The organism is Streptosporangium sp. NPDC002544, assembly GCF_040295965.1.
Taxonomy (GTDB): Bacteria; Actinomycetota; Actinomycetes; order Streptosporangiales; family Streptosporangiaceae; genus Streptosporangium.
This window is the reverse complement of sequence record NZ_JBEOWJ010000001.1, coordinates 157,759-182,953: the sequence shown is the minus strand read 5'-3', so window position 1 is coordinate 182,953 and position 25,195 is coordinate 157,759. Positions and strand designations below refer to the sequence as shown.

At 69.2% G+C, this 25,195-nt stretch carries 27 protein-coding genes and 1 tRNA gene; 9 read left to right on the top strand and 19 right to left on the bottom strand.

The genetic code is table 11. From position 1 onward, the window contains the following. Window positions 1–14: 14 nt before the first annotated feature. On the top strand, window positions 15–1,121 hold the full coding sequence (locus tag ABT061_RS00910) for a citrate synthase 2 (RefSeq protein ID WP_350911291.1): 1,107 nt from the start codon (window positions 15–17) through the stop codon (window positions 1,119–1,121). A gap of 212 nt (window positions 1,122–1,333) precedes the next feature. Then, window positions 1,334–2,443, top strand: a complete 1,110-nt coding sequence (serC, locus tag ABT061_RS00905) for a phosphoserine transaminase (RefSeq protein WP_350911289.1) — start codon at window positions 1,334–1,336, stop codon at window positions 2,441–2,443. 81 nt (window positions 2,444–2,524) lie between these two features. On the opposite strand, the gene ABT061_RS00900 is transcribed toward serC, so the two are convergent. The 10 genes from ABT061_RS00900 to ABT061_RS00855 form a co-directional block, all read right to left on the bottom strand. After that, window positions 2,525–2,926, bottom strand: a complete 402-nt coding sequence (locus ABT061_RS00900; protein WP_350911287.1) for a BlaI/MecI/CopY family transcriptional regulator — start codon at window positions 2,924–2,926, stop codon at window positions 2,525–2,527. Window positions 2,927–3,322: 396 nt separating this feature from the next. Beyond that, on the bottom strand, window positions 3,323–3,979 hold the full coding sequence (locus ABT061_RS00895) for a rhomboid family intramembrane serine protease (protein WP_350911285.1): 657 nt from the start codon (window positions 3,977–3,979) through the stop codon (window positions 3,323–3,325). A gap of 155 nt (window positions 3,980–4,134) precedes the next feature. After that, window positions 4,135–4,899 (bottom strand): crotonase/enoyl-CoA hydratase family protein, encoded by a 765-nt coding sequence (locus tag ABT061_RS00890; protein ID WP_350911283.1) that lies wholly within the window; start codon window positions 4,897–4,899, stop codon window positions 4,135–4,137. Window positions 4,900–4,909: 10 nt separating this feature from the next. Next, entirely contained in the window at window positions 4,910–5,683 is a 774-nt protein-coding gene (locus ABT061_RS00885; protein WP_350911281.1) for an SDR family NAD(P)-dependent oxidoreductase, read from the bottom strand. 123 nt (window positions 5,684–5,806) lie between these two features. Continuing rightward, on the bottom strand, window positions 5,807–6,145 hold the full coding sequence (locus ABT061_RS00880) for an STAS domain-containing protein (RefSeq protein WP_350911279.1): 339 nt from the start codon (window positions 6,143–6,145) through the stop codon (window positions 5,807–5,809). 103 nt (window positions 6,146–6,248) lie between these two features. Next, window positions 6,249–6,986: an energy-coupling factor ABC transporter ATP-binding protein gene (locus ABT061_RS00875; RefSeq protein ID WP_350911277.1), complete on the bottom strand. Its 738-nt coding sequence runs from the start codon at window positions 6,984–6,986 to the stop codon at window positions 6,249–6,251. Next, window positions 6,983–7,747, bottom strand: a complete 765-nt coding sequence (cbiQ, locus tag ABT061_RS00870; protein WP_350911275.1) for a cobalt ECF transporter T component CbiQ — start codon at window positions 7,745–7,747, stop codon at window positions 6,983–6,985. Before cbiQ ends, ABT061_RS00875 begins: the two co-directional genes overlap by 4 nt. Further along, a complete protein-coding gene (locus ABT061_RS00865) occupies window positions 7,747–8,778 on the bottom strand; it encodes an energy-coupling factor ABC transporter permease (protein ID WP_350911273.1) in 1,032 nt (343 codons plus the stop codon). The genes cbiQ and ABT061_RS00865 overlap by 1 nt, the downstream gene beginning before the upstream one ends. A gap of 133 nt (window positions 8,779–8,911) precedes the next feature. After that, a complete protein-coding gene (locus ABT061_RS00860) occupies window positions 8,912–10,819 on the bottom strand; it encodes a glycosyltransferase family 2 protein (protein WP_350911271.1) in 1,908 nt (635 codons plus the stop codon). A gap of 230 nt (window positions 10,820–11,049) precedes the next feature. Next, complete coding sequence (locus ABT061_RS00855) at window positions 11,050–11,997, bottom strand: COG1361 family protein (RefSeq protein ID WP_350911269.1); 948 nt, start codon at window positions 11,995–11,997, stop codon at window positions 11,050–11,052. A 715-nt stretch (window positions 11,998–12,712) separates the two neighbouring features. On the opposite strand from ABT061_RS00855, the gene ABT061_RS00850 reads away from it, so the two are divergent. The 4 genes from ABT061_RS00850 (at window position 12,713) to ABT061_RS00835 (ending at window position 15,140) form a co-directional block, all read left to right on the top strand. Further along, entirely contained in the window at window positions 12,713–12,907 is a 195-nt protein-coding gene (locus tag ABT061_RS00850) for a hypothetical protein (protein WP_350911267.1), read from the top strand. Window positions 12,908–13,014: 107 nt separating this feature from the next. Next, window positions 13,015–13,317, top strand: coding sequence for a hypothetical protein (locus ABT061_RS00845; RefSeq protein ID WP_350911265.1), 303 nt, complete (start codon window positions 13,015–13,017; stop codon window positions 13,315–13,317). A 664-nt stretch (window positions 13,318–13,981) separates the two neighbouring features. Then, window positions 13,982–14,644 carry a class I SAM-dependent methyltransferase gene (locus tag ABT061_RS00840; protein WP_350911263.1) on the top strand — a complete coding sequence of 221 codons (663 nt, stop codon included), beginning with the start codon at window positions 13,982–13,984 and terminating at the stop codon, window positions 14,642–14,644. A gap of 274 nt (window positions 14,645–14,918) precedes the next feature. Next, the gene (locus tag ABT061_RS00835; RefSeq protein WP_350911261.1) at window positions 14,919–15,140 is read left to right on the top strand and encodes a hypothetical protein; all 222 of its coding nucleotides are present in this window, start codon (window positions 14,919–14,921) and stop codon (window positions 15,138–15,140) included. A 63-nt stretch (window positions 15,141–15,203) separates the two neighbouring features. On the opposite strand, the gene ABT061_RS00830 is transcribed toward ABT061_RS00835, so the two are convergent. From ABT061_RS00830 to cysS, 3 genes are all read right to left on the bottom strand, one after another. Then, window positions 15,204–15,276 (bottom strand) — tRNA-Thr (locus tag ABT061_RS00830). Window positions 15,277–15,348: 72 nt separating this feature from the next. Then, the gene (gene rlmB / locus ABT061_RS00825; RefSeq protein ID WP_350911259.1) at window positions 15,349–16,317 is read right to left on the bottom strand and encodes a 23S rRNA (guanosine(2251)-2'-O)-methyltransferase RlmB; all 969 of its coding nucleotides are present in this window, start codon (window positions 16,315–16,317) and stop codon (window positions 15,349–15,351) included. 23 nt (window positions 16,318–16,340) lie between these two features. Further along, window positions 16,341–17,738 (bottom strand): cysteine--tRNA ligase, encoded by a 1,398-nt coding sequence (gene cysS, locus ABT061_RS00820; protein WP_350911257.1) that lies wholly within the window; start codon window positions 17,736–17,738, stop codon window positions 16,341–16,343. A 193-nt stretch (window positions 17,739–17,931) separates the two neighbouring features. Here cysS and ABT061_RS00815 point away from each other — a divergent pair, with 193 nt between their 5' ends. Together ABT061_RS00815 and ABT061_RS00810 are read left to right on the top strand one after the other, a co-directional pair. Then, on the top strand, window positions 17,932–19,224 hold the full coding sequence (locus ABT061_RS00815) for a hypothetical protein (RefSeq protein WP_350911255.1): 1,293 nt from the start codon (window positions 17,932–17,934) through the stop codon (window positions 19,222–19,224). A 76-nt stretch (window positions 19,225–19,300) separates the two neighbouring features. Continuing rightward, entirely contained in the window at window positions 19,301–20,497 is a 1,197-nt protein-coding gene (locus ABT061_RS00810; protein WP_350911253.1) for a fumarylacetoacetate hydrolase family protein, read from the top strand. A 24-nt stretch (window positions 20,498–20,521) separates the two neighbouring features. Here the strand turns inward: ABT061_RS00810 and ABT061_RS00805 are convergent, their stop codons facing one another. The 4 genes from ABT061_RS00805 to ABT061_RS00790 all read right to left on the bottom strand — a co-directional run bounded on the left by ABT061_RS00805 (window position 20,522) and on the right by ABT061_RS00790 (window position 22,293). Then, window positions 20,522–20,788: a GlsB/YeaQ/YmgE family stress response membrane protein gene (locus tag ABT061_RS00805; RefSeq protein ID WP_350911251.1), complete on the bottom strand. Its 267-nt coding sequence runs from the start codon at window positions 20,786–20,788 to the stop codon at window positions 20,522–20,524. 92 nt (window positions 20,789–20,880) lie between these two features. Beyond that, window positions 20,881–21,147 (bottom strand): GlsB/YeaQ/YmgE family stress response membrane protein, encoded by a 267-nt coding sequence (locus ABT061_RS00800; RefSeq protein WP_350911249.1) that lies wholly within the window; start codon window positions 21,145–21,147, stop codon window positions 20,881–20,883. Between the two features lie 187 nt (window positions 21,148–21,334). Beyond that, window positions 21,335–21,793 (bottom strand): 2-C-methyl-D-erythritol 2,4-cyclodiphosphate synthase, encoded by a 459-nt coding sequence (gene ispF / locus ABT061_RS00795; protein ID WP_030924407.1) that lies wholly within the window; start codon window positions 21,791–21,793, stop codon window positions 21,335–21,337. A gap of 17 nt (window positions 21,794–21,810) precedes the next feature. Beyond that, window positions 21,811–22,293: a CarD family transcriptional regulator gene (locus ABT061_RS00790; RefSeq protein WP_030924410.1), complete on the bottom strand. Its 483-nt coding sequence runs from the start codon at window positions 22,291–22,293 to the stop codon at window positions 21,811–21,813. Between the two features lie 261 nt (window positions 22,294–22,554). Here ABT061_RS00790 and ABT061_RS00785 point away from each other — a divergent pair, with 261 nt between their 5' ends. Then, a complete protein-coding gene (locus tag ABT061_RS00785) occupies window positions 22,555–23,136 on the top strand; it encodes a copper chaperone PCu(A)C domain-containing protein (protein WP_350911246.1) in 582 nt (193 codons plus the stop codon). A gap of 188 nt (window positions 23,137–23,324) precedes the next feature. Here ABT061_RS00785 and ABT061_RS00780 read toward each other — a convergent pair whose 3' ends face one another. Both ABT061_RS00780 and ABT061_RS00775 read right to left on the bottom strand, forming a co-directional pair. Further along, window positions 23,325–24,014: a response regulator gene (locus tag ABT061_RS00780; RefSeq protein ID WP_343968494.1), complete on the bottom strand. Its 690-nt coding sequence runs from the start codon at window positions 24,012–24,014 to the stop codon at window positions 23,325–23,327. Beyond that, window positions 24,011–25,195: a sensor histidine kinase gene (locus ABT061_RS00775; RefSeq protein ID WP_350911960.1), complete on the bottom strand. Its 1,185-nt coding sequence runs from the start codon at window positions 25,193–25,195 to the stop codon at window positions 24,011–24,013. The genes ABT061_RS00780 and ABT061_RS00775 overlap by 4 nt, the downstream gene beginning before the upstream one ends.

The following is a 25,195-nucleotide window of genomic DNA, read 5'->3' as shown; positions in this document are numbered from 1 at the left end:
GGAGGCGGCCGAAAATGTCCGACTTCAAACCCGGGCTCGAAGGCGTAGTAGCTTTCGAGACTGAGATCGCGGAACCGGACAAAGAAGGGGGCGCCCTCCGCTATCGGGGCGTTGACATCGAAGAGCTGGTCGGTCGCGTCTCCTTCGGGAACGTGTGGGGCCTGCTTGTCGACAACGAGTTCCAGCCGGGTCTGTCCCCGGCCGAGCCCTACCCCATTCCTGTCCACTCCGGTGACATCCGCGTCGACGTGCAGAGCGCGCTGGCCATGCTGGCCCCCGCGTACGGTTTCAAGCCGCTGCTCGACATCGACGACAAGGAGGCCCGTGCCAACCTGGCGCAGGCCAGCGTCACGGCCCTGAGCTTCGTCGCCCAGTCCTCGCGTGGTCTCGGGAAGCCGATGGTCCCCCAGAGCGAGGTCGACAAGGGCAGGAGCATCGTCGAGCGGTTCATGATCCGCTGGCAGGGCGACCCCGACCCCAGGCACGTCAAGGCCATCGACGCCTACTGGACGTCCGCCGCCGAGCACGGCATGAACGCCTCCACCTTCACCGCCCGGGTCATCGCCTCCACCGGAGCCGATGTCGCCGCGGCGCTGAGCGGTGCGGTCGGCGCCATGTCCGGCCCGCTCCACGGCGGTGCGCCCGCGCGCGTGCTGCACATGATCGAGGGTGTCGAGCAGGTCGGCGACGCCAAGAAGTACGTGCAGTCGGAGCTCGACAAGGGCCAGCGTCTCATGGGCTTCGGTCATCGCGTCTACCGTGCCGAGGACCCCCGGGCACGAGTGCTCCGCCGCACCGCCAAGGAGCTCGACGCACCGCGTTACGAGGTCGCCGCGGCGCTGGAGAAGGCCGCGCTGGAGGAGTTGCACGCCCGCAAGCCCGACCGGGTGCTCGCCACCAACGTCGAGTACTGGGCGGCGGTCATCCTGGACTTCGCCCAGGTTCCCTCATCCATGTTCACCTCCATGTTCACCTGCGCCCGCACCGCGGGCTGGGCCGCGCACATCCTGGAGCAGAAGCGCACGGGCAGGCTTGTCCGCCCCAGCGCCGACTACGTGGGTCCCCCTCAGCGCTCGGTCCACGACGTCCCCGGCGCCGCCGAGGCCGTCAGCTCCTTCTGAATTCCCGTCTCGTACGGCTGTCGCGTGGACGTCTCGCGCGACAGCCGTTGCCGTTCCCAGCTCTTCGAAACCCTCGTGCCCCGCTCTCCCACCGGCCGTCATCCGGTTTCCCGCCCCCGCGATCACCTCGCCCGGCTCAAAACCATCCCACGTCTCGTCTCAAAATCCGGACCTCGTCCTGGATCGATCCGCGGGCTCAGTAGGCTGGTCACGTGGCTGACATCGTGATTCCCTCTGACATCAAGCCCGCCGACGGCCGTTTCGGCTGCGGGCCCTCGAAGGTGCGCCCCGAGCAGCTCTCGGCTCTCGCCGCCTCCGGCTCCAGCCTCCTGGGCACCTCTCACCGCCAGAAGCCGGTGAAGTCGCTCGTCGGGCGTGTCCGCGCGGGGCTGTCCGAGCTGTTCTCCCTCCCCGAGGGGTACGAGGTCGTCCTGGGCAACGGCGGCACCACCGCGTTCTGGGACATCGCCGCCTTCGGGCTGATCCGCGACAGGTCGCAGCACCTGAACTTCGGCGAGTTCTCCTCCAAGTTCGCCTCCGTGGCGGCCAAGGCCCCGTGGCTGGGCGACCCGACCGTGATCAAGTCGGAGGTCGGCAGCCACCCCGAGGCCAGGCTGGAGGAGGGCGTCGACGTCTACGCGCTCACCCACAACGAGACCTCGACCGGCGTCGCGATGCCGATCAGGCGGGTGGGCGAGGAGGGCTCGCTCGTGCTCGTCGACGCCACCTCCGGCGCCGGCGGCCTGCCGGTCGAGGCGAGCGAGTTCGACGTCTACTACTTCGCCCCGCAGAAGAGCTTCGCCTCCGACGGCGGCCTCTGGATCGCCCTGATGTCCCCGGCCGCGCTGGCCAGGGTCGACGAGATCGCCTCAAGCGGGCGCTACGTCCCCGACTTCTTCAGCCTGCCGGTGGCCATCGACAACTCCTCCAAGGACCAGACGTACAACACCCCGGCGGTCGCCACGCTCTTCCTGCTCGCCGAGCAGATCGAGTGGATGAACGGCAACGGCGGCCTGGCCTGGACGACCGCTCGCAGCGCCGAGTCGGCCCGGCGCCTCTACACCTGGGCGGAGAAGACCTCCTACACCACCCCGTTCGCGGGTCCGGAGTTCCGCTCCAACGTGGTCGGCACGATCGACTTCTCCGATGACGTCGACGCCTCCGCGATCGCCAAGGTCCTGCGCGCCAACGGCATCGTCGACACCGAGCCCTACCGCAAGCTCGGCCGCAACCAGTTGCGCGTCGCGATGTTCCCGGCCATCGACCCCGACGACATCGAGGCCCTGACCACCTGCGTCGACTACGTGGTCGAGCGCCTGTAGTCCCGCTCCCTGGCGGTGCCGGGCCTGGTAGCAGGCACCGCCAGGATTCGTCCGGTGAGACCTCCGGTCCCGCGCGGGAACCTAGGCGCCCGGCGGCCCGCCCGCCCCCGGAGTGAACGCCTGCTCCCCCGCGCGCCGGGCCAGTTCGTGCAGCAGGCGCAGGGCGTCGTCCGGATCCACTCCCTCCGCGAACCGCGAGAGCACGGGGGCCCGGTCCGGGCTGCCCGCCAGGGCCGCGAGCATCAGCCCCGCCACGTGCTCGTCCCTGGAGCGGCTGGCGGTGTAGCGGAAGGCGTTGCGCACGGGTGCCCTCTCCAACAGGCCCTTCCTGACGAGACGCTCGGCGACGGTCTGCACCGTGGTGTAGGCCAGGCTCCGTCCCGCGTCCTGGTTCAGCATGTCCTGCACCTGGCGGACCAGCAGTGGTTGCTTGCAGCCCCACAGCACGTCCATGATCGCGCGTTCCAGGGATCCCAGGTTCACCCGCGGCCACCTTTCGAGGGTCGCGCCCGGCAGCGGATGGCCCTGGAGAACATGTACGGGCACGCAGCCAGGCAGGGTCACACATGAAATTTGGTCATATTGTTACTTAAATCCATCGATGCGGCCATAGCTGGTGAATGTCGACCCTCTTACCAGATCGCCGCTATTCGTCCCTGGGGCGCGCACACCACCTCATCTGACCCCGAACATTCCCGCAGCATTACAAAGCCCTACAGAGCCCTTACAGCCCCGCACAGCACCTATCCCTGGGCGAAACCCAAGAGCCGGCCGGGTGGCTGCCAGCCCGCGCGGCGCGGAGGACGGCGTACGGCGGGACTCGGCGGGCAGAAAGGAGGGCGACGACGTGCGGCGGCCAGGGCGAAGGAGTTCGGAGGCTCAGTAGGCGGGAGAGACGTCCCGCGGGCGCCTGCGGCGCAGCACCCAGGCCGCGATGACGCCGCCGATCAGGCCGAACAGGTGCCCCTGCCAGGAGATACCCGCCTCCCCGGGGAGCACCCCCCAGATGATCGAGTAGTAGGTGATCGCCACGCCGACGCCGATCACGATGTCGAGGGCGCGGCGGTCGAACAGGCCCCGGGCGACGACGAAGCCGAAGTAGCCGAAGACCAGGCCGCTGGCACCGACCGTGAGGACCCTCGGCTCGTTGACGAACCAGATGCCCAGGCCGCTGACCAGGACGATGATCAGGCTCGCGGCCAGGTAGCGGCCGATCCCCCGCAGCGCGGCGAGGAAGCCGAGGATCAGCAGGGGCAGCGAGTTGGCCATCAGGTGGCCGAAGCCGCCGTGCAGGAAGGGGGCGAGGAGGATGCCGCCCAGACTCTCCGGGTCCCAGGACCGGATGCCGTAGACGTCGAGCGTTCCCTCCCCCGGCAGCACGTAGTCGACGATCTCGACCACCCACATGACGCCGACCAGGAGGACGTTGATGATCGCGGCGCCCAGCGCGCCCGCCGCCAGGTTTCCCGCCCTGCGCTTCAGGAGGTCGCCGGAGGATCGGCCGGTGGGGGTCATTCCGGTCGCGTAGTCGTTCATTCACTCTCCTGGCCTTGGAGCGGTGTCGTGGATGTCAAGTGCCCCCGCCGCACCTACCCACACCTTTACCGTACGCATTCCCGGCCATGAACGCGCCGGGTGTGATCCATCGATCACACCCGGCTCGCGATTTCCCTCCGGAATCCGAAAGGGGTCTACTCACCCTTCCACTGGGGGGCGCGCTTCTCGGCGAAGGCCACCGCACCCTCCATGGCGTCCTTGGAACCGAACACCGGATTGATGATCTCGCCCTGCTTCTTGAACATCTCGTCGAGGCTCCAGTCCGCGGACTCGACGATCACGCGCTTGGTCGCGGCGAGCGCCATCGGGGCGTTGGCCGCGATCCGCTTCGCGAGCTCGACGGCCTTGGCCAGCGTCTCACCCACCGGCGTGATGTGGTTGACCAGGCCGACCTCGTACAGCCGGGAGGCCGGGAAGTGGTCGCCGGTCAGAGCGATCTCCATGGCGATGTGGTACGGAATGCGGCGCGGCAGCCGCATCACGCCACCCGCCCCCGCGACCAGCCCGCGCTTGGGCTCGGGCAGCCCGAACTTGGCCTCCTCGGAGGCGATGATGATGTCGCAGGCCAGCGCCAGCTCGCAGCCTCCGGCCAGGGCGTAACCCTCGACGGCGGCGATGAGCGGCTTCTTCGGCGGCGTCTCGACCACCCCGCCGAATCCCCTGCCCTCCACGACCGGGAAGTCCCCGGTCACGAAACTCTTCAGGTCCATGCCCGAGCAGAACGTGCCGCCGGCGCCGGTAAGGACGTAGGCGGCCACGTCCTTGCGCTCCTCCAACTCGTCAAGCGCGGCGGCGACGCCCCTGGCGACCTTGCCGTTGATGGCGTTCCTGGCCTTGGGACGGTTGATCGTGATGACGGCCACGCCGTCGTTCACCTCGACCAGAACCTCGTCAGACACCGGGTGACTCCTACTTGGGCTGGAAGCGGATACCGCCGTCGAAACGGATCGTCTCGGCGTTCATGTAGTCGTTCTCGATCAGCGAGCGGACCAGGTGCGCGAACTCCGAGGCCAGCCCCATCCGCTTGGGGAAGACCACCGGGGCTACGAGCTTGGCCTTGAACTCCTCGGCGTTGGGCGAGAAGCCGTAGATCGGGGTGTCGATGATGCCCGGGCAGATGGTGTTGACGCGCACGCCGACGGCGGCGAGGTCACGCGCGGCCGGGACGGTCATGCCGACGATGCCGCCCTTGGACGCCGAGTAGGCGACCTGGCCGGTCTGCCCCTCCAGCGCCGCCACCGAGGCGGTGTTGATCACTACTCCGCGCTGGCCGTCCGCGTCGACCGGCTCCGTCTTCGCGATCGCCGCGGCGCCGATGCGCATGAGGTTGAAGGTGCCGATCAGGTTGACCTCGATGACCTTGCGGTAGGGGGCCAGGTCGTGGGGTGAGCCGTCGCGCCCCACGGTCCGGCTGGCCCAGCCGATGCCCGCGCTGTTCACCACGACGCGCAGCGGCTTGCCGGTCGCCACGGCCGCGTCCACGGCCGCCTGCACCTGCGCCTCGTCCGACACGTCGGTCTTGACGAAGACGCCGCCGAGCTCGTCGGCAAGGGGCTTGCCACGCTCCTCGTTGAGGTCGGCGATGACGACGGTGACGCCGTGCGCGGCGAGGTCGCGGGCCGTGGCCTCGCCGAGACCGCTGGCACCGCCCGAGATGATTGCTGCTGCTCCGTTCAAGTCCATGAGCGGACTTTAACCCGCGGACCGAATGAAGTTCTACTCGGGGTGGGTTAAATCTCTCCGATGCCAGGCCATGGCCCCCTTCGGCGCCTCCGGCCGGTCATGGCGAGATCCGCGGAGGGGAGCCTAGATCTCTCCGACGGCAGTGCTCACGTCGGGATAGACCTTGATCCGCCGGTCGAGCCCCGTCGTGCGGAGGATCCGGGCCACCGGCGCCTGGGGAGCGGCCAGGCAGACCCCACCGCCGCCGCTCGTGGCCAGCCGCCACGCCTCGATCAGCACCGACAACCCGCTGGAGTCCATGAAGGACAGGTCGGTGAGGTCGAGAACCAGTCGCGCACCGTCCAGCTTGATCGCGTCACGGACCTCGTCCCGCAGGAAGGGAGCGGTGAACAGGTCGAGTTCGCCCTCGACAGCCACCACCACGGCGTCGCCGATCGCGCGGCGAGCCAGCCGTAGCTTCATCAGTCCTCCTCGCGCCCAGGGCAGACCCACTTTACTTCGCCACCACGGCACACGCGGTCGTGCACGACTCTTCACAGGAATCTGCAGCCAAGACGTCCCGGGGTCAGGAGGCCGCGAAACCGTAGGGCAGTTCGAGCCGGTGGGCGGCGAGCAGGTCGGCATCGGCGAGGATCTTACGGGTCGGCCCGTCCGCGGCGATGACCCCTCCGGAGAGGATGAGCGAGCGCTCGCACAGCTCCAGCGCGTAGGGCAGGTCGTGGGTGACCATCAGGACCGTCACGTCGAGCCCCCTGAGGATCTCGGCGAGTTCTCGCCTGGAGGCCGGGTCCAGGTTGGACGACGGCTCGTCGAGCACCAGGATCTCCGGCTCCATGGCCAGCACCGTCGCCACCGCGACCCGGCGGCGCTGGCCGAAGGACAGGTGGTGCGGCGGCCGGTCGATCGTCTCCAGCATGCCCACGCGCTCCAGCGCGTCCTTGACCCGGCGCTCCAGCTCCTCGCCCGTGATCCCCAGGTTGGCCGGGCCGAAGGCCACGTCCTCGCGGACGCTCGGCATGAAGAGCTGGTCGTCGGGGTCCTGGAAGACCAGCCCGACCCGCCTGCGGATCTCCTTGAGCGATCCCTTCCCGACCGGCAGCCCCGCTACGGCCACCGTGCCGTGGCCGGCGGTCAGGATGCCGTTGAGGTGCATCACCAGTGTGGTCTTGCCCGCGCCGTTCGGCCCGAGCAGCGCGACCCGCTCACCGCGCTCCACGCGGAAGTCCACGCCGAACAGCGCCTGCGTACCGTCCGGGTACGCGTACGCCAGGCGGCTCACCTCCAACGAAGGCGGCGCGGTCATGCGACCCCCCAGCTCCCAAGCAGCACGGCAAGCGCCGCACCTGGCAACATACCGGCGACGAGCCACTGCCGCGACGCGACGGACAGATCCTGGATGATCGGCATCGAGCCGGTGTAGCCCCGGCTGAGCATGGCCAGGTGCACCCGCTCGCCCCGCTCGTACGAGCGGATGAACAGTGCCCCCGCCGATCTGGCGATCACCGGGATGTGCCGCACGTCCCTGGCCGCGAACCCGCGTGACTCCCGCGCCACCCGCATCCGGCGCATCTCCTCCAGGATCACGTCCAGGTAGCGGAGCATGAACATGGCGATCTGCACCAGCATCGGCGGCAGTTTCAGGCGCTGGGCGCCCAGCAGTATCAGCCGTGGCTCGGTGGTGGCCGCGAGCAGCACGCTCGCGGCCACGCCCAGGGTCGCCTTGGCCAGGATGTTCCAGGCGGCCCACAGACCGGCGACGCTGAGCGAGAGTCCCATGAACGTCACCCGCTCACCGAACCCGATGAACGGGATGGCCAGCGCGAACACCACGAACGGCACCTCGACCACCATCCGCCGCAGCAGGAATCCCGCCGGGACGCGCGCGGCCACCGCGACGGCGGCCAGCAGCACGGCGTACAGACCGAAAGCCCAGAACCACTCGCGCGGGGTGGCGACCACCACCAGGGCGAACCCGGCCACCGCCACCAGCTTGCACTGGGGTGGCAGCCGGTGCACGAGCGTGTCGCCCGGCCGGTGGAGCCGATGGTGGTGCCCCGCCCCCACTAGACGGAGACCTTCCTGTCACTGCCCTCGCCACGGCGACGCACCGTGAAGAACAGCCCACCGCCGACGGCGAGGGTCACCCCGACGCCGATCAGACCGGCCACACCCACCGGGATGCCGCCCACATCCCCGTAGTCGGCGAGCGGCTGCTCGCCCAGCGAGTGGTCGGCCGCCTGTCCGCTGAAACCCTTGTCCTCGGCCACCCGCTCCAGGCCGTCGGGCGAGGAGGAGGCGTAGAAGCTGACCACGCCCGCCAGCAGCGCCGCCACCGCGATGCCGGCGGGCAGGAACCAGCCACGACGGCGCGCGGCGACCGGCGCCGAGGACGTCGGAGACTCCGAGGTGACGGTCACCTCGCCGCCCGCGCCGCGCAGGACCAGCGGCGCGACGAGCTCCCTGGCGCCGTACACCAGGTCGGGCCGGATCGCCAGGACGGTGCTGACGGTGACCGCGGTGATCAGGCCCTCCCCGATGCCGATGAGCAGGTGCACGCCGCCCATGGCCGCGGCGACCGTGCCGATCTCGATGGGCGCGGTGCCGCCGACCCAGAACAACAGGGTGAAAGCCAGCGCCGTGGCGGGCACCGAGACCAGCGCCGCGACGAACGAGGCCGCCACCACGGCTCCCCTGCCCCGCACGCTCCGGGTGATCAGCCGGAAGGCGCCCCACCCGACCAGTACCGCGACGACGCCCATCAGCGTGATATTGACGCCGAGCGCGGTCAGGCCGCCGTCGGCGAAGAAGAACCCCTGTACGAGGAGGACCACCGCCACGCACAGCACCGCCGTATACGGGCCGACGAGTATCGCGGCGAGCGCACCGCCAAGGAGATGGCCGCTTGTGCCCGCGGCGACCGGGAAGTTGAGCATCTGGACGGCGAACACGAAGGCGGCGACCAGGCCCGCCATGGGGGCGGTGCGGTCGTCGAGTTCACGGCGAGCGCCGCGCAGGCAGACGGCCACGCCCGCAGCCGCGACCACCCCCGCAGACAGCGACACAGCCGCGTTGAAAAAGCCATCGGGTACGTGCACGACAAGCCTCCGAAGCGCGGATTTGGCTCCACTTTAGGCCATGGGCTTGTAGTTGCAAGGTACTGGCATTAACGCCCGACGAAGGTCTGGTGACTTCCGCATGGCACCGGGCTCACGGCGGTCCCAGACGCCGTCAACGCACGATGCGCCTGACGAAGGTCCGGGGGCCGAGGGTACGGACCACGGTACTGAGCCGCCCCTTGCCCGCCGTGGCGTAGGGCCTGACGCTCCACCGGGTCGCGCCGCGCCACCAGGTGCGCGGCTGCTCGGTCATCTCGGGCACCGCCTCGATCCTGAAGCGCGCGGGCGGCCCGCCCAGGTCCATCTCCAGGTAGGCGTCCCAGGTACCGGGCCCCAGCCGGCCCATCGCCTGCCAGGCCGTGAACCTGCCGTCCTCGCCGACCGTGACCGGCTCACGCCGCTCCCGGCTCGACTCGCGCTCCCGCCAGACCAGGTAACGCACCGCGTCCGCCGCCGGAGCGGCGGTGCCCACGGTGACCTCACCGTGGAGCACCAGCCGGTGCCCCGCCGCCCAGCGGGCGCGCACCAGCCTCGCGCTGCCCGGCACCGCGACCACATGACCGCCGATGTCAAGGCTGAGGTTGCCGTAGGGGCGGGTGAAGTACGGCAGGGCGACGACGTCGCCGACCACTCGCGGCGCGGGCGGCACCGGAAGTGCGGTCAGTCCGTCCCTGTCGAAGCCCAGGCGTGCGAGCCGGGGAACGCCCTCGAAGGCGACACCCACGTGAACGTCCCAGACGCCGGAGGACAGGCCGGTGACGTCGACGACCCCGGTGAACTCCGCACAGTCGCCCGTCACCGGGACCACGACCTCGTCAAAGGGGCCGGCGCCCGCGTGCCGGCGCCGCAGCACCAGGGCGAGGTCACCGCCGACGATCTCCGGCCGGTCGTACCGCTCCAGCGTGCTCAGTGCCACCTTGCCGGAGATCGCCAGCCTTCCCTCCCGCTCCCAGCGGAGCGCGGTGAGCTCCCTGCGGACCGAGGCCGACTCGATGTGCGCCAGCCGCACCAGGCGGTCGATGTCCTCCAGTGCGGCGATCCTGCTCCGGTCGATCGCGGGGAGCCGGTCACGGACCCCGTCGGTCAGCCACCGCTCGCACATGTCGGCCACCTCGGCGGCGATCTCCTTGCGCTCGACCTCCCCGGCGTCCAGGAAGGGCCTGCCGAGGTTGCCGAAGGCGTCCATCCGGAAGTGCCGCCGCAGGAGGTGGTCGCGGAGGTCTCCCGGCCGTACGTGGGCGAGCATCAACTCGATCGGCCGCCTGATCATCCGCAGCCAGGAGACCGGGTCGCGGCTCCCCTGCCGCTGCATGATGCTGGTGCCGTCGGGCCGGGCGACCAGGTGGTAGCAGTCGTAGTCGGCGACCACCGAGATCACGTTCGCGTGGCAGTAGGCGTGGGTGGTGAAGACGACGTCCTCGCCGACCAGAAGCGTCTCGTCGAAACGGATGGCGTGCCGCTCCAGCATCTCCCTGCGGAACAGCTTGAAGCAGCTCAGGCTGTTGTAGACCGCGCTGTCACCGAGCGGCACCCGCTCGGCGTTCTCCCTGAACATCGAGATCGGCACCTTGCGGTCATGACCGACGATCTTCCCGAGCACGATGTCCGAGCCGTTGCGGTCGGCCATCGCGAGCATCCGCTCCAGCGCCTGGGGGCCGAGGTAGTCGTCCGCGTCGCAGAAGAAGACGTACCTGCCGCGCGCGTGGGAGAGGCCGACGTTGCGCGGGCGCCCCGCGCCGCCGGAGGCCTCCTGCCGGACGACGCGGATCACCCCGCGGTGGCAGGAGGCGTACAGATCGAGCAGTGCGGCACCGCCGTCGGTGGAACCGTCGTCGACGACCACCACCTCCAGGGCGACCCGCTGGATCAGCAGCGAGGTCAGGCACCTGTCGAGATAGGGCCGGCAGTTGTGCAGGGGGACGATCACGGTGACGTCGACGTCGGACCGGATCGCCTCCTCCCTGGTGATGTCGCAGCCGCCCCGCCCCGTGCGGACTCGCTGAAGAGTCGTTACCGCCACCGCCGCGCCCCTCGTCGGTTACTTTCCGCTTATCTAGCGTCTCAGTATGTGACTAAGGGCCACCCGTGCGGGGCAAATCCACAGGGTTGCCTCCCCAACCCGCTCCCCAGGAAGGCCGAATTCGGAGAGAAACAGCTGGTTCGCCCATCATGGGCAGGAAACCCGCCTCCCCGGACGCCACCACCCTCTGCCGCCCGGTCGGCCCATGACCCCAAAGACACGCCGCACTCTCAAACCCCGCTGTCGGCCCGGTCGAGGTCGTCTCGATCGCGGTCGGCGCGCCCGCTCGGGGCCCGATCCGCCCCGAGCGCCCGAACCCGACGACGGCGCGGCAGCCAGGCGATGACGTACAGCACGAGCGCCACCACGATCAGCGCCCCGAGGAGGCGCAGGGGAAGGATGACGAAAGTCGCGCTCCGCTGGGATGTCCCGTTGGTCCCGGAGACCGACACCGTCGCATGACAGAGGCACATGAACGGCGGATCCGCCCATCTGACGGTGACGTCCCTGCTGTCTCCCCTGAGCAGGGTGAAGTCGGGAAACGGCACCTCGTACCCGTTCACCTCCACCTTCAGCGCACGGGGGCCGAGGAAGTCGCGGTGAACGGTCCCGAGATTGTCGACGGTGGTGGTGAAGTCGACGGGGCCGCCCGTCAAGAAGGCACCGGAGGTGCGCAGATCGCCGATGCGCACGGACGTGTCGATCGACCCCGGAACCGTGATGTAGATCGGCGTTCCGATCGCCCGGTTCAGCTTGATGTTGCCCCCACCGGCCCCCGCCGGGGCCACGAAGAGCAGGGCCACCTGGTGCTCGCCGTGCTCGGGCTCCGGCGGAGGGTCGATCAGTACGGTGACACCCCGCTCCGCACCGGGGGCGAGACGGAAGCTCGCCGGCCTGACCTTGAGCCAGCCGGCGGCCGAGCGGGGTGCGTCATGCTCGAAGAGCATCTTCCCGGACCCGTCCACGGCGAAGCCCACCCTGTCGACGACCACGTCGACGGGCAACCGCCCCCGGTTCGCCACCTGGAACGACTGAGGCTCGTCGATCTCCTCCGGGGCGACGACCAGCCGTGGCGGGCTCACCGTCAGCGAGAAGTCCGGAGCCACACCCGGCGCCCCGGAAGCCCCCGGCCCCACCGTCAGCGTCACGCCCGCCACCATCAGGAACGCGACGATCACACGTCGAAGCCTTCCGGTCACCGCTCAGCCCCCTTCACGGGCGAACCGAACATCTCGCCGAGTGCCCGACGGGTGGGCCCGCAGGGTGCCGGCGGCCGGCACGAAGGCTCTCAAGATCCCTTTTACGCAGAGTAGTCATTTGATGACGTAGAGCGCAAGCCTTCGGGAGGCCGTGTCTCCGGCGCCCGGCTCTTCCGATCACGCATCAGGCCAGAAGCGCGCCGACCTCGAAAGAGCCCGGCATATCCCGCACGCCCCCTCCACCCGGGAACCGGCCTTTGGCGCTGAAAGGGGTGCTCACCTGGGATGCGGCGGAGCGGACAGGCAGATCAGGCGCCACCCCGGTCACCCAGGTTTCCCGGTCTTTTCGATCGCGATCACCTCGGGGCGGAAACGCCTCCGCCGAAGGCTGCTCTTGGGCGAGGGAGCGGGTAATCGACATAGTCACGGCGTGTTCCGGGAATTACCACCCGGCCCGTTCAAACCACTTGCGGGCGTACTGCTGTTGTCGGTGGCGATCCATGGCCTCAAGTGAATGAGCGGGGCAGACCCCCATGTGCGTGGACCGTTCTTCTGGGCGGCCTTGGCCGCCGCGGTTCCGAGCATGGCTCTTGCACTGGCGGTGGCCGTGAAAAGTTTTCGCAGGGCCCACAGGCATGAGTATGACGAGCGCGAGCCGGAGGAAGCGCCTGATGAGCCGCGTAACCGTCTGCTCATGTTCTCGGCGACCATGCTCCTGGTGATGGCGACGGAGCTGTCGTTGATTCCCTCACTGCTCGCGGCCACGGACGGCGGGGACCTCCACACGACGGGGCCGCTCGACTGGGCCTTATGGACGAGCCAGGAGCTGCTCTTCGTGTTGATTTTCGGGGTGATCGCCTGGGGCGTGCGGAGAGGTGTCCAGTGGTGAGAGCGGGTGCTGCCGATCCGGGGGTAGCGGCTGGAGCCTGCGGTCAGAGCGCTCCACACCCATGGCAGCTCTTTGAGCAAAAACGACCAGGGTCCACAATTGATCCCGTGCGCAAACGGGTTCTCTTGTTTCTTCCTACGGTCATGTTTGGGATCGCAGCGGTACTCCTGGGCCTGGAATCGATGGTTCGGGCGCACTACCAGGTGAGTCCGTACGAACCATGGAGCGTTCTGGGCCGGCTGGGGTTCACCGTCTTTATGCTCGCCCTGTTCGTGAGCGTCGGCCTGGGTGTTCGGGCACTGCATATCGCGAATGCGAAGCGCGACCAACACGAGTCGGCGCAAGGGGATATGCCCGAAGCGCCGCGTAACGCTTGGGCGGCGGCAGGCCGCTGGTTGGCACGGCACTGAGGTAGGGCGCGGTGCGCCGTCACCGGCGCCCCCGTAGCGGGGGGCGTACGGCAGGGCGCGCTCCAGCACACGCACCTGAAGGCGTGACCACTCGCCGTCCCGACTGATCGTCGATCATGGGCTGCGCCGGCCGAAGACCTGAACCTTGGTCGGGCAAGAGGGCGCGGGCAGGCGGGCGCGAGCAGCCATCGAACACGGCCTGAGAACCCCGTGCGGACGCACACACCTCTCCCGCCGGATCTTCCCATCTGCCTCGCCCCACCCCGGAGGGGCAACAGCTCAGTGACGGAGGGTCAAGACCGACAAATCGCGAGCAGGACACCGTGGATGCGGGTCTGTGTACATGAGGGCCAGGTCTCACTCGGTGGCGCCACTGCCATTCTCACTGTGTACCTCAGCCGGTAGACATTCCTCGGCTTTGGGATGCCAACGGTCACAGACGGCCTTGATCCGGAGGAGTCGGGATGTTGGGCCCACCTGGGACGTGGCAGGCGGGAAGATCCGGCTTCCACCCCAACCACTTACGGCCTTCGTGGTGCAACGTCGACCATCCCGGAGCCGAGTACCCCCGCCGGAGGCATCCGGTTGAAGCCGGGCGAACGGGCGGGAGGGAAGATCGTGATTCTCTCGGCTCGCCTCGGGGCCAGGAACTACTGTCGCGAGCATGGTCGAACACGATGCCCTCAGTGCCACCCGCGAGGCTTACGACGCTGCCGCCTCCACCTATGCGCAGCTGTTCCGCGGCGAGCTGCGTGACAGGCCCCTGGACCGCGCGATCTTGGGTGCCTTCGCCGAGGTCGTAAGTGCGAGTGGGGACGGTCAGGTCGCGGACCTGGGGTGCGGGCCTGGCCATATCACCGCTTATCTAGACGAGCTGGGGCTGGCGGTGGTCGGTGTTGACACCTCTCCTGCGATGATCGAGTTGGCTCGACAGGCCTATCCGGACCTGCGGTTCGACGTGGGCTCGATGGCCGCGTTGAACATCGCTGACGGCGTGCTGGGCGGCGTACTCTCACGTTGGTCAATCATCCACACTCCGCCGCAGGAACTCCCCGTCATCCTGGCGGAGTTCCATCGTGTGCTGGCACCTGGCGGCCACCTTCTGATCGGCTTTTCGGCCAGCGATGATCCGTCTCACCCGACGCAGGTCTTCGATCACGCAGTCGCGCCGGCCTATCGGTGGTGGCCTGATCACCTCGCCACGATGCTGCGCAAGTCCGGGTTGCCCGAGGTGGCCCGGATGGTTCGCGAGCCTCAGCCCACCGACCGACGGCAGTTCCAGGAGATTCAACTGCTCGCCCGCAAAACCCAGGCAGGGGCTGTCTGACCGAACACATGACCGCATCCAACCTGCCGCACGGGGAGCCGTCAGGCTTCAGGCATCAACTCATGATCAGGACTCACCGCCCGTTCGAGCTCCGATTTGGTCGAACGCGGGGACTCCGCGAAACACCCTCGATGACCTGCGCTCCTGGCGGGCATCTAGCTGGGCGATCTTCACTGCTGCCCCAGCGAGGCTGACCCGTAGCCCTTCGACCTCGCCGAGCCGGCCTTCGCGTTCGGCCTCAGCGGTACGGCCCCCTGCGGCGGTCGATGGGCGAGTGCGGCGGCCGGGCCGATTCCCGCCGCCGCTCGGGACCGGCGCCCACGCCGCACGCCCGGACGGCGGGCGGTGGAAGGGCCGTGCGGCGGCGCGCCGCGCCGCCGCCTTGACGCGGGCGGCGTTGATCTACCAGCACGCCGGTCAGGACCGGGACAAGGTCATCGCCAAGGCGCTCGGGCAGGCGTTCAAGCGGGCACGCAACGGGCACGGAAGATCATAAAGTTCCCCTGAACGGCGAAAGGCCAGGTCACCGGAGACCGGTTGACCTGGCCTTTCACATACGAGCCGACGAGGGGAATCGAACCCCTGACCTACAGTTTACAAGACTGTTGCTCTGCCGATTGAGCTACGTCGGCATGGTCGCCAGACGATTGTAGTCGGCTCGAGCCTCACACGTCACCGAGGTATGCCGCGACGATTGCGAACCGTTAGGAACGACGCTTGCGGGCGACCTCGTAAAGGGCGATGCCGGCGGCGACGCCCGCGTTGAGGGACTCGGCCGCGGCGTGCATCGGAATGCGGACGACCAGGTCGCAGGACTCGCGGACCAGGCGGGACAGGCCCTTGCCCTCGGAGCCCACGACGACGACCAGCGGGCCGTCGAGGAGGTTGGCCTCGCCGATGTCGACCTTGCCCTCGCCGTCCAGGCCGATCACGAACAGGCCCGCCTCCCGGTACTCCCGCAGGGTGGCGGTGAGGTTGGCGGCGCGGGCGACCGTCAGGGTGGCCAGCGTGCCCGCCGAGGTCTTCCAGGCACCACCGGTGACACCGGCCGAGCGGCGGGAGGGGATGACCAGGCCGTGGGCGCCGAAGGCGGTGGCCGAGCGGGCGATGGCACCCAGGTTGCGAGGGTCGGTGACCCCGTCGAGGGCGACGATCAGCGGCACCTCCGCGGCGTCCTGGGCGATCCGGACCAGATCGTCGGGGTGGGCGTAGTCGTACGCCGGGATCTGCAGGGCGATGCCCTGGTGGATCCCCCCCTCGGTGAGTCGGTCCAGCTTCTCCCGCCCGACCTCCAGCATCGCGATGCCGCGGTCGGCGGCGATGCGGACCGCCTCCTTGACGCGGTCGTCGTTGTCGATGCGCAGGGCCACGTAGAGCGTGCTGGCCGGGACTCCGGCCCGCAGCGCCTCGACCACGGGGTTACGCCCGCCGATGTGCTCGGGCGCGTCGTCGCTCCGCCTCGGACGAGCCGAGGTACGCGGGGAGGCGGACCTGCCGGTCTTCTCCTCGCGCTCGATCCGCTCGGCGCGCGCCTTGTCCTTGTGCCAGTGCCGCATGTGCGCCGGCGGGGTGGCCCCCCTGCCCTCCAGGCCTCGGCGGACGTTGCCGCCGGTGCCCTTGGTCGGACTCTTCTTCTTCGCGGGTCGCCCGGACCCTTTACCCCCACCAGCCATGGTCTATAGCGTACGGCCTGGTTTTACCGCGAGAGTTCCCAGCGAGTGCCCTGGGGGGTGTCCTCGACGTGGATCCCGGCCCGGGAAAGCTGGTCACGGATGCCGTCGGCCGCCGAGAAGTCCCTGCGTGCCCGCGCCGCCTGCCGCTGCTCCAGGGCGACGGCGACCAGCGCGTCGACGGTCGCCCGCATGCCGGTCTCGCCGCCCGTGGAGCGCCACTGCTCCGAGCGCGGGTCGAGGCCGAGGACATCGAGCATGTTCTGCGTCTCGGCGAGCAGCCTGGCGACCTGCTCCTTGTTGCCCTGGGCCAGCGCGACGTTGCCCTCGCGGACCACCTCGTGCACCACGGCGAGCGCCTGGGGAGTGCCCAGGTCGTCGTCGAGAGCCTCGGAGAAGGCCACCGGGAGCGGCGCGTGCGCGTCGACGTCGTGGATGACCTCGGCCGCGCGGGTGACGAAGCCCTCGATGCGCTGGTAGGCCGTGGCGGCCTCGAAGAGCGCCTCCTCGGAGTATTCGATCGAGGAACGGTAGTGCGGGGCCGCCAGGTAGTAGCGGAGCTCGACCGGGCGGACCTTCTTGGTGACCTCGGGGATCAGCAGGGAGTTGCCGAGCGACTTGCTCATCTTCTCCGCGCCGATCTTGAGCATGCCGTTGTGCATCCAGTAGCGGGCGAAGCCGTCGCCGGCCGCCTGGGACTGGGTCAGCTCGTTCTCGTGGTGCGGGAAGATCAGGTCGACGCCACCACCGTGGATGTCGAAGGTCGAACCGAGATACTTCGTCGCCATGGCCGAGCACTCCAGGTGCCAGCCGGGGCGGCCTCGGCCCCACGGGGTCGGCCAGGTCGGCTCGCCGGGCTTCTCGCCCTTCCAGAGCGCGAAGTCACGCGGGTCGCGCTTGCAGGAGTCGGTCTCGGTGTCACCCGCGGCCCGCATGTTCTGAAGCTTCTGGTTGGAGAGCGATCCGTACCGGTCGGCGTAGGACATGACGTCGAAGTAGACGTCGCCACCGGAGGCATAGGCGTGACCGGCGGCGATCAGCCGGTCCATCAGCTCGATCATCTCGGGCACATGGCCGGTGGCCCGTGGCTCGACGGTCGGGGGCAGGCAACCCAGCACCTCGTAGGCCCAGGTGAAGGCCCTCTGGTTACGCTCGGCGACGGCGAACCACGGCACGTTCTCCACCGCCGCGACCCTGATGATCTTGTCATCGATGTCGGTGACGTTGCGGCAGAAGGTCACCTCGTAGCCCGACCTGATCATCCAGCGGCGGAGCACGTCGAAGTTGACGCCCGAGCGAATGTGCCCGATGTGCGGGGGAGCCTGCACGGTGGCACCACACAGGTAGATCGAGGCCCGGCCGGGTTCGACCGGGACGAATTCGCGGACGGTGCGTACGCTGGTGTCGTATAGCTGCAGGCTCACGAGGGCAAGGCTAATACCTCACCTCCCCTCACAAGCCAGGTTGCGGGACGTTGAAGACACCCACTAGAGGATTTTCTGACCATTAGCGGCGAATGTCCCCCAGCCAGCCCGTGAAAGAGCACCGGGTAGAAGACATACCCGGAAGCGATACGGACGATCATGCCGGGTGTCGATTCTGTAGGCTCGAAGAGCCATGGACGCCAAATCCCCCGCGGCGGCAGACCCGCTCTCCCGCCCGTCCCCGCCCCTGACCGCCGCCGCCGAACCGAGCAGGACGGTTCTCGCCCTGCGCCGTGCCGGGATCGCCGTCGCCGGAGTCGGCGTGGCCGCCCTCACCGCCGCGGCCTGCGTGCTCTCCTTCGAGGACCTGCGTGCCCTCGCCCTGGCGGGCAGGGCGCCCGCCGACCTCGCGTATCTCTACCCCGCCGCCTTCGACGCACTGCTCGTCGTCGCGATGATCGGCGTGCTGCTGCTGAGGGGCGGATGGTGGCCGGTACGGCTGCAGGCGGGGGTGGTCCTGACGCTGCTGTTCGCCGGCGCGGCCGCCGCCGAGGTGGCCACCGCCATGCGGATGGCGGTGGACGAGCAACGGGCGGCCGTCGCGGTCGCCGTCGCCCCCTGGGTGATGCTGATCCTGGCCCTCTGGCTCTGGCTCCTGCTGATCAAGCACGCCGCCGCCAGGCGTGCCGCGACCGACGCGAGCCTGGCCGGTCGGCTCGCCTCTGAGCACGACATCGTGCCGTTCCCCGAGGCGGGCCGGCCGTCCTCGGAGCATCCGGGCGCGCCGGACCGCGAGGAGCGCCGGCAGTGGCCTGGCCACCCCGGGCAGTTGGTGCACCACCCCGCGGCCGAGATCATGCTCGATCCGCACGCCGCCCCTCCGCTGGAGACGGTCCCGCACCACGATCTCCCGGCGGGAGAGCCTGTGGTCGGCCCCACCGCGGCGCCGGAGACCCCCGAGGTCGCCGACCTTCCGCAGGGCCCCCCGCCCCCGCGGAGGGCCGCGGCTCCCCGGCAGGGAAAGCCGATGCGCTGGGGTGACCTGGTCCGGCCCCGCCAGGGCGATCTGCTCGTCCACCCGCCCCGTCCCGGCCTGCGAGCGACCGAGGAGGAGCCGGGAGGCGAGAGCAGGGTCAGCGAGCGGGTGGAGACCTGGGACACCGACGCCGGCCTCCCCCGGGAGCGGGAGGCCCGGACGAGCGAGGCCGACACGGACGAGGTGAGCGAGCGCGACGCCGACACCCAGCCGATCCTCGCAGTGAAGGATCGGGCGGCGAACGTCACGCCCGGCGGGACGGCGACGGAGGTCACCGAGGCGGCAGCGAAGGCGGATGCCGCGGGCAGGAGAGCGGGCGGCTCGCCCGACCCCGCGCACGGCGCCGAGGCCGCCGAGACCGGGGAGGAGGCCCAGGCAAACCAGGGGGACGGCACCGCGGCTCCTCCCTCCGGGCGGATGCGCAGCACGCCCGTCCCGCCCGGCGAGTGAGGGACGAAAGCTTGACCACGCCCGCATGACCCCCTGACCGGATCCGGGGAACGAAGCCGGCGTGACGAAGTGCTGGGTGAAGGCCTCAGATGACAGCGGCTTTCCGGTGCGGAACCTGCCCTTCGGGGTTTTCTCGCGCCGCGGCGAGTTCCCCCGTGTCGGCGTGGCGATCAGCGACCAGGTACTGGATCTGGGCCTGCTGGCGGGGATCGGGGTGCTGAAGGGCTCCCCCTGGTTCGCCTCCGGCACCCTCAACGCGTTTCTGTCCGCGGGACCGCGGATCTGGCAGGAGGTCAGGGAGCGGTTGATCCATCTGCTCACCGAGCCGTCATGCCGCCCGGCGGTGATGCCCGCGCTCATCCCGATGGTCGAGGTGCTGATGCACCTGCCGTTCCATGTGGCGGACCTGATCCGCTTCCAGTCGTCCATCGAGCACGAGACGAACCTGGGCCGGATGTTCCGGCCGCCCGGCGATCCGCTGCCGCACAACTGGCCGCGGATGCCCATCGGACAGTACGGCAGGGCGTCGAGCGTGGTGGTCTCCGGCACTCCGGTCGTGCGCCCGTCGGGTCAGCTCCGGGGCCTGGGAGGAGCCGACCCGGTATTCGGGCCGTCCACTCAGCTGGATTTCTCCGCCGAGATCGGCTACGTGGTCGGCGTCCCCTCAACCCCGCCGCACGCGCTGGGAACCCAGGCGTTCGAGAACCACGTCTTCGGGGTGGTGGTGGTCAACAGCTGGCGGGCCCAGGACATCATCGCCTGGGAGAGCACGCCGCTCGGGCCGTTTCTCGGACGGTTCGCCACCTCGATCTCTCCGTGGGTGGTCCCGCTCGCGGCGCTGGAGCCGGCCCGGGTGGTGCCCCCCGCCCAGGACCCACCTCCGCCGCCCTACCTGCTGGCCAGGCGGCAGTGGGGCCTGAACCTCACCCTGCGGGTCGAGTTGAACGGCCGGCTCCTGTCGGAACCGCCGTTCGCCACCCAGTATTGGACCGGCCCGCAGCTATTCGCTCACACGGGTGTGAGCGGCGCCCCGCTGCGGACCGGCGATCTGCTCACCTCCGGGCCGGTGTCAGGATCGGCCAGAAGCCAGTTCGGCACGTTGCTCGAACTGACCTGGAACGGCCGAGACCCGCTCGGCATGCCGGACGGAACCGAACGGGTCTTCCTGGAGGACGGCGACATCGTGCGCGTCACCGCGAGCACCTCCGGCCCGGAGGGGGGTCAGCTGAACCTCGGCGAGGTCACCGGAGTGGTCCGCCCCGCCGTCCGCTAGACGCTGTCCACCAGAGGCCGTTCGTCAGACCCTGGAGCGCTTGAGACCGGCGACCAGGCCGACACCGACGATGGCCAGACCCACCTGCATGACGAGTTCGATCCAGTCGATCCCGTCCGTGGTGGCGACGCCGAGAACCTGGGCGATGGCGGTGCCGACGAGCGCCGCGACAATGCCGACGACGATGGTCAGAATCCATCCGATCGCCTGCCTACCGGGAAGCAGCAGACGACCGATGGCACCGATGACAGCGCCGATGACGATTGCTCCAAGAATGGACTCAATAGTCATTTCAACCTCCCAGTGAGGGTGAGATCTTCACTCTCACAGGGAGGCGGCTACCCCCTACGCCATGGATATTCCTGTAAACGGCAAAAATTCGGTCAGTGCGACTTTCTCGCCTGCATCTGAACGACGAGGAGCACTCCGATCACGGCGAGCGCGAGTTGGATGATGTGCTCCCACCAATTGATCCCCCGCGTGTTGGTCAGGCCGACCGATGCGGCGATGGCGGTGCCGATAAGCGCCGCGATGATGCCGACGATGAGCGTCAGGCCGATGCTCAGGTTCTGGCGCCCGGGAAGAATGAGGCGTGCCAGCGCGCCGATGATGGCGCCGATGATGATTGCGGAGACAATCGATCCGATCATGTCCGGCTCCCCCTGTCACGAGACACAGTCATCAGGGAGTTACCCAGCGCATTCATAGATCATCCCAAAAAGGGGTGGCCCGTACCGCGCCAGGAAACGGGCCACCGCCTCGATGTGGACTGACGGGCATTCCGCGCCGCCCGCCGGAACGTTTCCACGTTCCGCATGAGAAGACGTCCGGCAACCGCTAAAGGTTCACCACGATCGCGGTCGCGATGGCCGCGACGCCCTCGCCTCGGCCGGTGAGGCCCAGCCCGTCGGTCGTGGTGGCGCTGACGCTCACGGGGGCGCCCACGGCCGCGCTGAGGGCCTTCTCGGCCTCGACGCGGCGGGGGGCCATCTTGGGCCGGTTACCGATCACCTGGACGGCCACGTTGCCGATCTCGAAGCCCGCGGCCCGCACCTGGCGAGCGGTCTCCTCCAGCAGGGCGGCACCCGAGGCACCGGCCCAGCGGGGATCGGACGTGCCGAACAGGCCCCCGAGGTCGCCGAGACCGGCCGCGGACAGCAGAGCGTCACAGGCCGCGTGAGCCGCGGCATCACCGTCGGAGTGCCCGGCCAGGCCGGTCTCCCCAGGCCAGTGCAGGCCGGCGAGATGGAGCTCGCGGCCGGAAGCGAACGGGTGGACGTCGACGCCGACGCCCACCCGTGGAAATGTCTTGTTCAGGAGTTGAGAACCTCGTCCAGCAGGGCCTCGGCCTTGTCCTCATTGGTCTTTTCCGCGAGCGCGAGCTCGCTGACGAGGATCTGCCTGGCCTTGGCCAGCATTCGCTTCTCTCCCGCGGAAAGTCCGCGTTCCCTGTCTCGTCGCCACAGGTCGCGAACGACCTCGGCGACCTTGTTGACATCACCGGACGCCAACTTCTCAAGGTTCGCCTTGTAGCGGCGGGACCAGTTCGTGGGCTCTTCGGTGTGAGGCATTCGAAGCACGTCGAAAACGCGCTCAAGGCCCTCTTGTCCGACTACGTCGCGAACACCCACGAGTTCGGCGTTGTCAGCCGGCACCTGGACGGTAAGGTCGCCCTTGTCGACCTTAAGAACCAGGTAGGTCCTTTCCTCACCTTTGATGGTCCGGGTCGTGATCGCCTCGATCCGAGCAGCCCCATGGTGGGGGTAGACGACAGTGTCGCCGACCTGGAAAGTCATGTGACAAGTACCCCTTCCGCTGTACTCAAGAGTACCACGTATCCACAGCCTCCCGGAACAGTGAAATCACCATAACTGCAGGTCAAAGCCGCGTCTTATGACTTGACAAGTGCTCAAGTGTGTGAATCAAGGGGGCAAAAAGCACTTATGACCTGCGTTCCCCACCTCCGAATGATCAGGCAGGGCGAGGCGGAAGCCGGTAAACGTCGCCGATAGGGTTGGCCTTGCCCTACCTCATGTGTGACAAGGAGAACTCGCACCGTGACCCGCAACAGCCGTCACCGGGCGATCGCCGCCGCCGCGTTCCTCGCAGCCGCCCTGACTCTGGCCGGCTGTGGCGCCGGATCCGACGCGATCACCAACAAGCCCTACTCGCCGACCGAGGCCCTGTCGGTCAAGACAAAGGGCATCGACATCTCCCAGGCCTTCTTCCTCGGCCCCGACTCCGGCGGGACGCTACCGGCTGGGACGGCCACGCCGCTCTACCTGTCCCTGGTCAACACCAACGGCCCTGACCAGCTCGTCGGCCTCGGCGTCGACCCGGCCCTCGGCACGGCGAAGGTGAGCGCGCCTGTACCGCTCCCCCAGAACCAGCGGGTGAACGTCGGCAAGCCGACACCCACGATCCTGATCGAAGGGCTGAAGAAGCCCCTCAGGGGCGGCGAGTCCATCCCGGTGCAGCTGCAGTTCGCCAACGCGGGGGTCGTGCAGCTCACGATCCCGGTCATCACCCGCAGCCGCGAGTTCACCGCCTACCCGCAGGTTCCCGGCGCCTCCGCGGCTCCCACGCCGACCCCCACCCCCTCCGCCTCCACCGAGGACGGGCAGGGGCACGGCCACTGACCACTCCCGGCGGCCTCACCATGCGGAAGGCCTCCGGGCGACCACGACTCCCGGGAGATCCGAATCCCCGGGAGCCGGTCATCGGGTGAGGCCCGGCCCCCGGTGACCGCCTCCGGACACGCCGAGGGGCCGTACGGCGCGGGCACGCCGTACGGCCCCTCGGACCGTCCGGAGGCGCGTGCGAAGGCTCAGGCCTCCGCGGGGTCGAACTTGTAGCCCAGGCCCCGGACCGTGAGGATGCAGCGCGGGTTGGACGGGTCGGACTCGACCTTGGCCCGTAGCCGCTTGACGTGCACGTCCAGGGTCTTGGTGTCGCCCACGTAGTCGGCACCCCAGACCCGGTCGATGAGCTGGCCCCGGGTGAGCACCCGCCCGGCGTTGCGCAGCAGCACCTCCAGCAGCTCGAACTCCTTCAGGGGCAGCTGCACCGGCTCGCCCCGCACGGCGACGATGTGGCGGTCCACGTCCATCCGGACCGGGCCGGCGGCCAGCACCGCCGACTCCAGTTCCTCCACATCGCCCTGGCGGCGCAGCACCGCGCGGATGCGGGCCACCAGCTCTCTGGAGGAGAAGGGCTTGGTGACGTAGTCGTCGGCGCCGAGCTCCAGCCCGACCACCTTGTCGATCTCGCTGTCCTTGGCGGTGAGCATGATGACGGGCACGTTGGAGCGCTGGCGGAGCGAGCGGCAGACCTCCGTCCCCGGCAGGCCGGGGAGCATCAGATCGAGTAGCACCAGGTCGGCGCCGTTCCGGTCGAAGGTCTCCAGCGCCTCCGGCCCGGTGGTGGCCACGGCCACCTCGAAGCCCTCCTTGCGCAGCATGTATGACAGAGCGTCGGAGAACGACTCTTCGTCCTCGACGACAAGCACGCGAGTCACTGCGCGGCCTCCAGGGGGATCGTGGTGGTAGCTGGTACTGCCACCGCCATGCCGCCGAAGGCGGGCAGGCGGAGGGTGAAGGTGGAGCCTGAGCCTTCCTTGCTCCACACCGTGACCGCCCCGTTGTGGGCGGCGGCCACGTGCTTGACGATGGCCAGGCCGAGGCCCGTGCCACCGGTCGCGCGCGAGCGTGCCGCGTCGACGCGGAAGAACCGCTCGAAAATTCGCTCCTGGGCGCTCTCCGGGATGCCGATGCCCTGGTCGCTCACGCTGATCTCGACGTATTCGGTGTTGGGGCCCGCCCCGCGGGCACTGACCACGACCCGGGTGTGCTCGGGGCTGTAGGCGACCGCGTTGTCGATGAGGTTGCGCAGGGCGGTGACGAGAAGTTCGTCGTCGCCCCATATCCGCAGGCCCTCGACGCCGCCGGAGACGAGGGTGATGTCCTTGGCCGCCGCAGTGGTGTTACAGCGGTCGATGGCCTCGTGCACCGCCTCGTCGATCAGCACCGGGCCCGGAGTGGGAATGGGCTCGGCGCCCTGGATGCGGGAGAGGGTGATCAGGTCCTGGACGAGGTAGGTGAGCCGGGCCGCCTCATGCTGCATACGCCCGGCGAAGCGGGTGACCGCCTCGGGGTCGTCGGCGGCGTCCTGGATGGTCTCGGCCAGCAACGACATCGCGCCCACCGGCGTCTTGAGCTCGTGGCTCACGTTGGCCACGAAGTCGCGGCGGACCGCTTCGACGCGGCGGTGCTCGGTCTGGTCCTCGGCGAGGACCAGCACCTGACCGTAGGAGCCGAGCGGGGCGACCCGCACCGCGAAGTTGGTCGACTCCTGGCCGAACTTGTGGCCGGCCACCTCGATCTCGCTCTCGCGGATCTCGCCGTCCCTGCGTACCTTCCTGGCCAGCGCGAGCAGCTCGGCCGCCATCAGGTGCTCGCCCTTGACCAGGCCGAACGCGCGCGCCGCCGAACTGGCGCGCAGCACCCGGTCCTCCTTGTCGAGCACGACCGCCGAGGACGGCAGCACGGCCAGCACCGAGGCGACCCCGTGCGGGAGCGCGCCGGGCTCGACGTCGTCCACCGGTGTCATCCCGCCACGCCGTCCGTGGCTCTGCTGGCGGACGACCATCACGGCCAGCGCTCCCACGACGAAGCCGGCCAGCGCGGCCAGGCTCGCCAT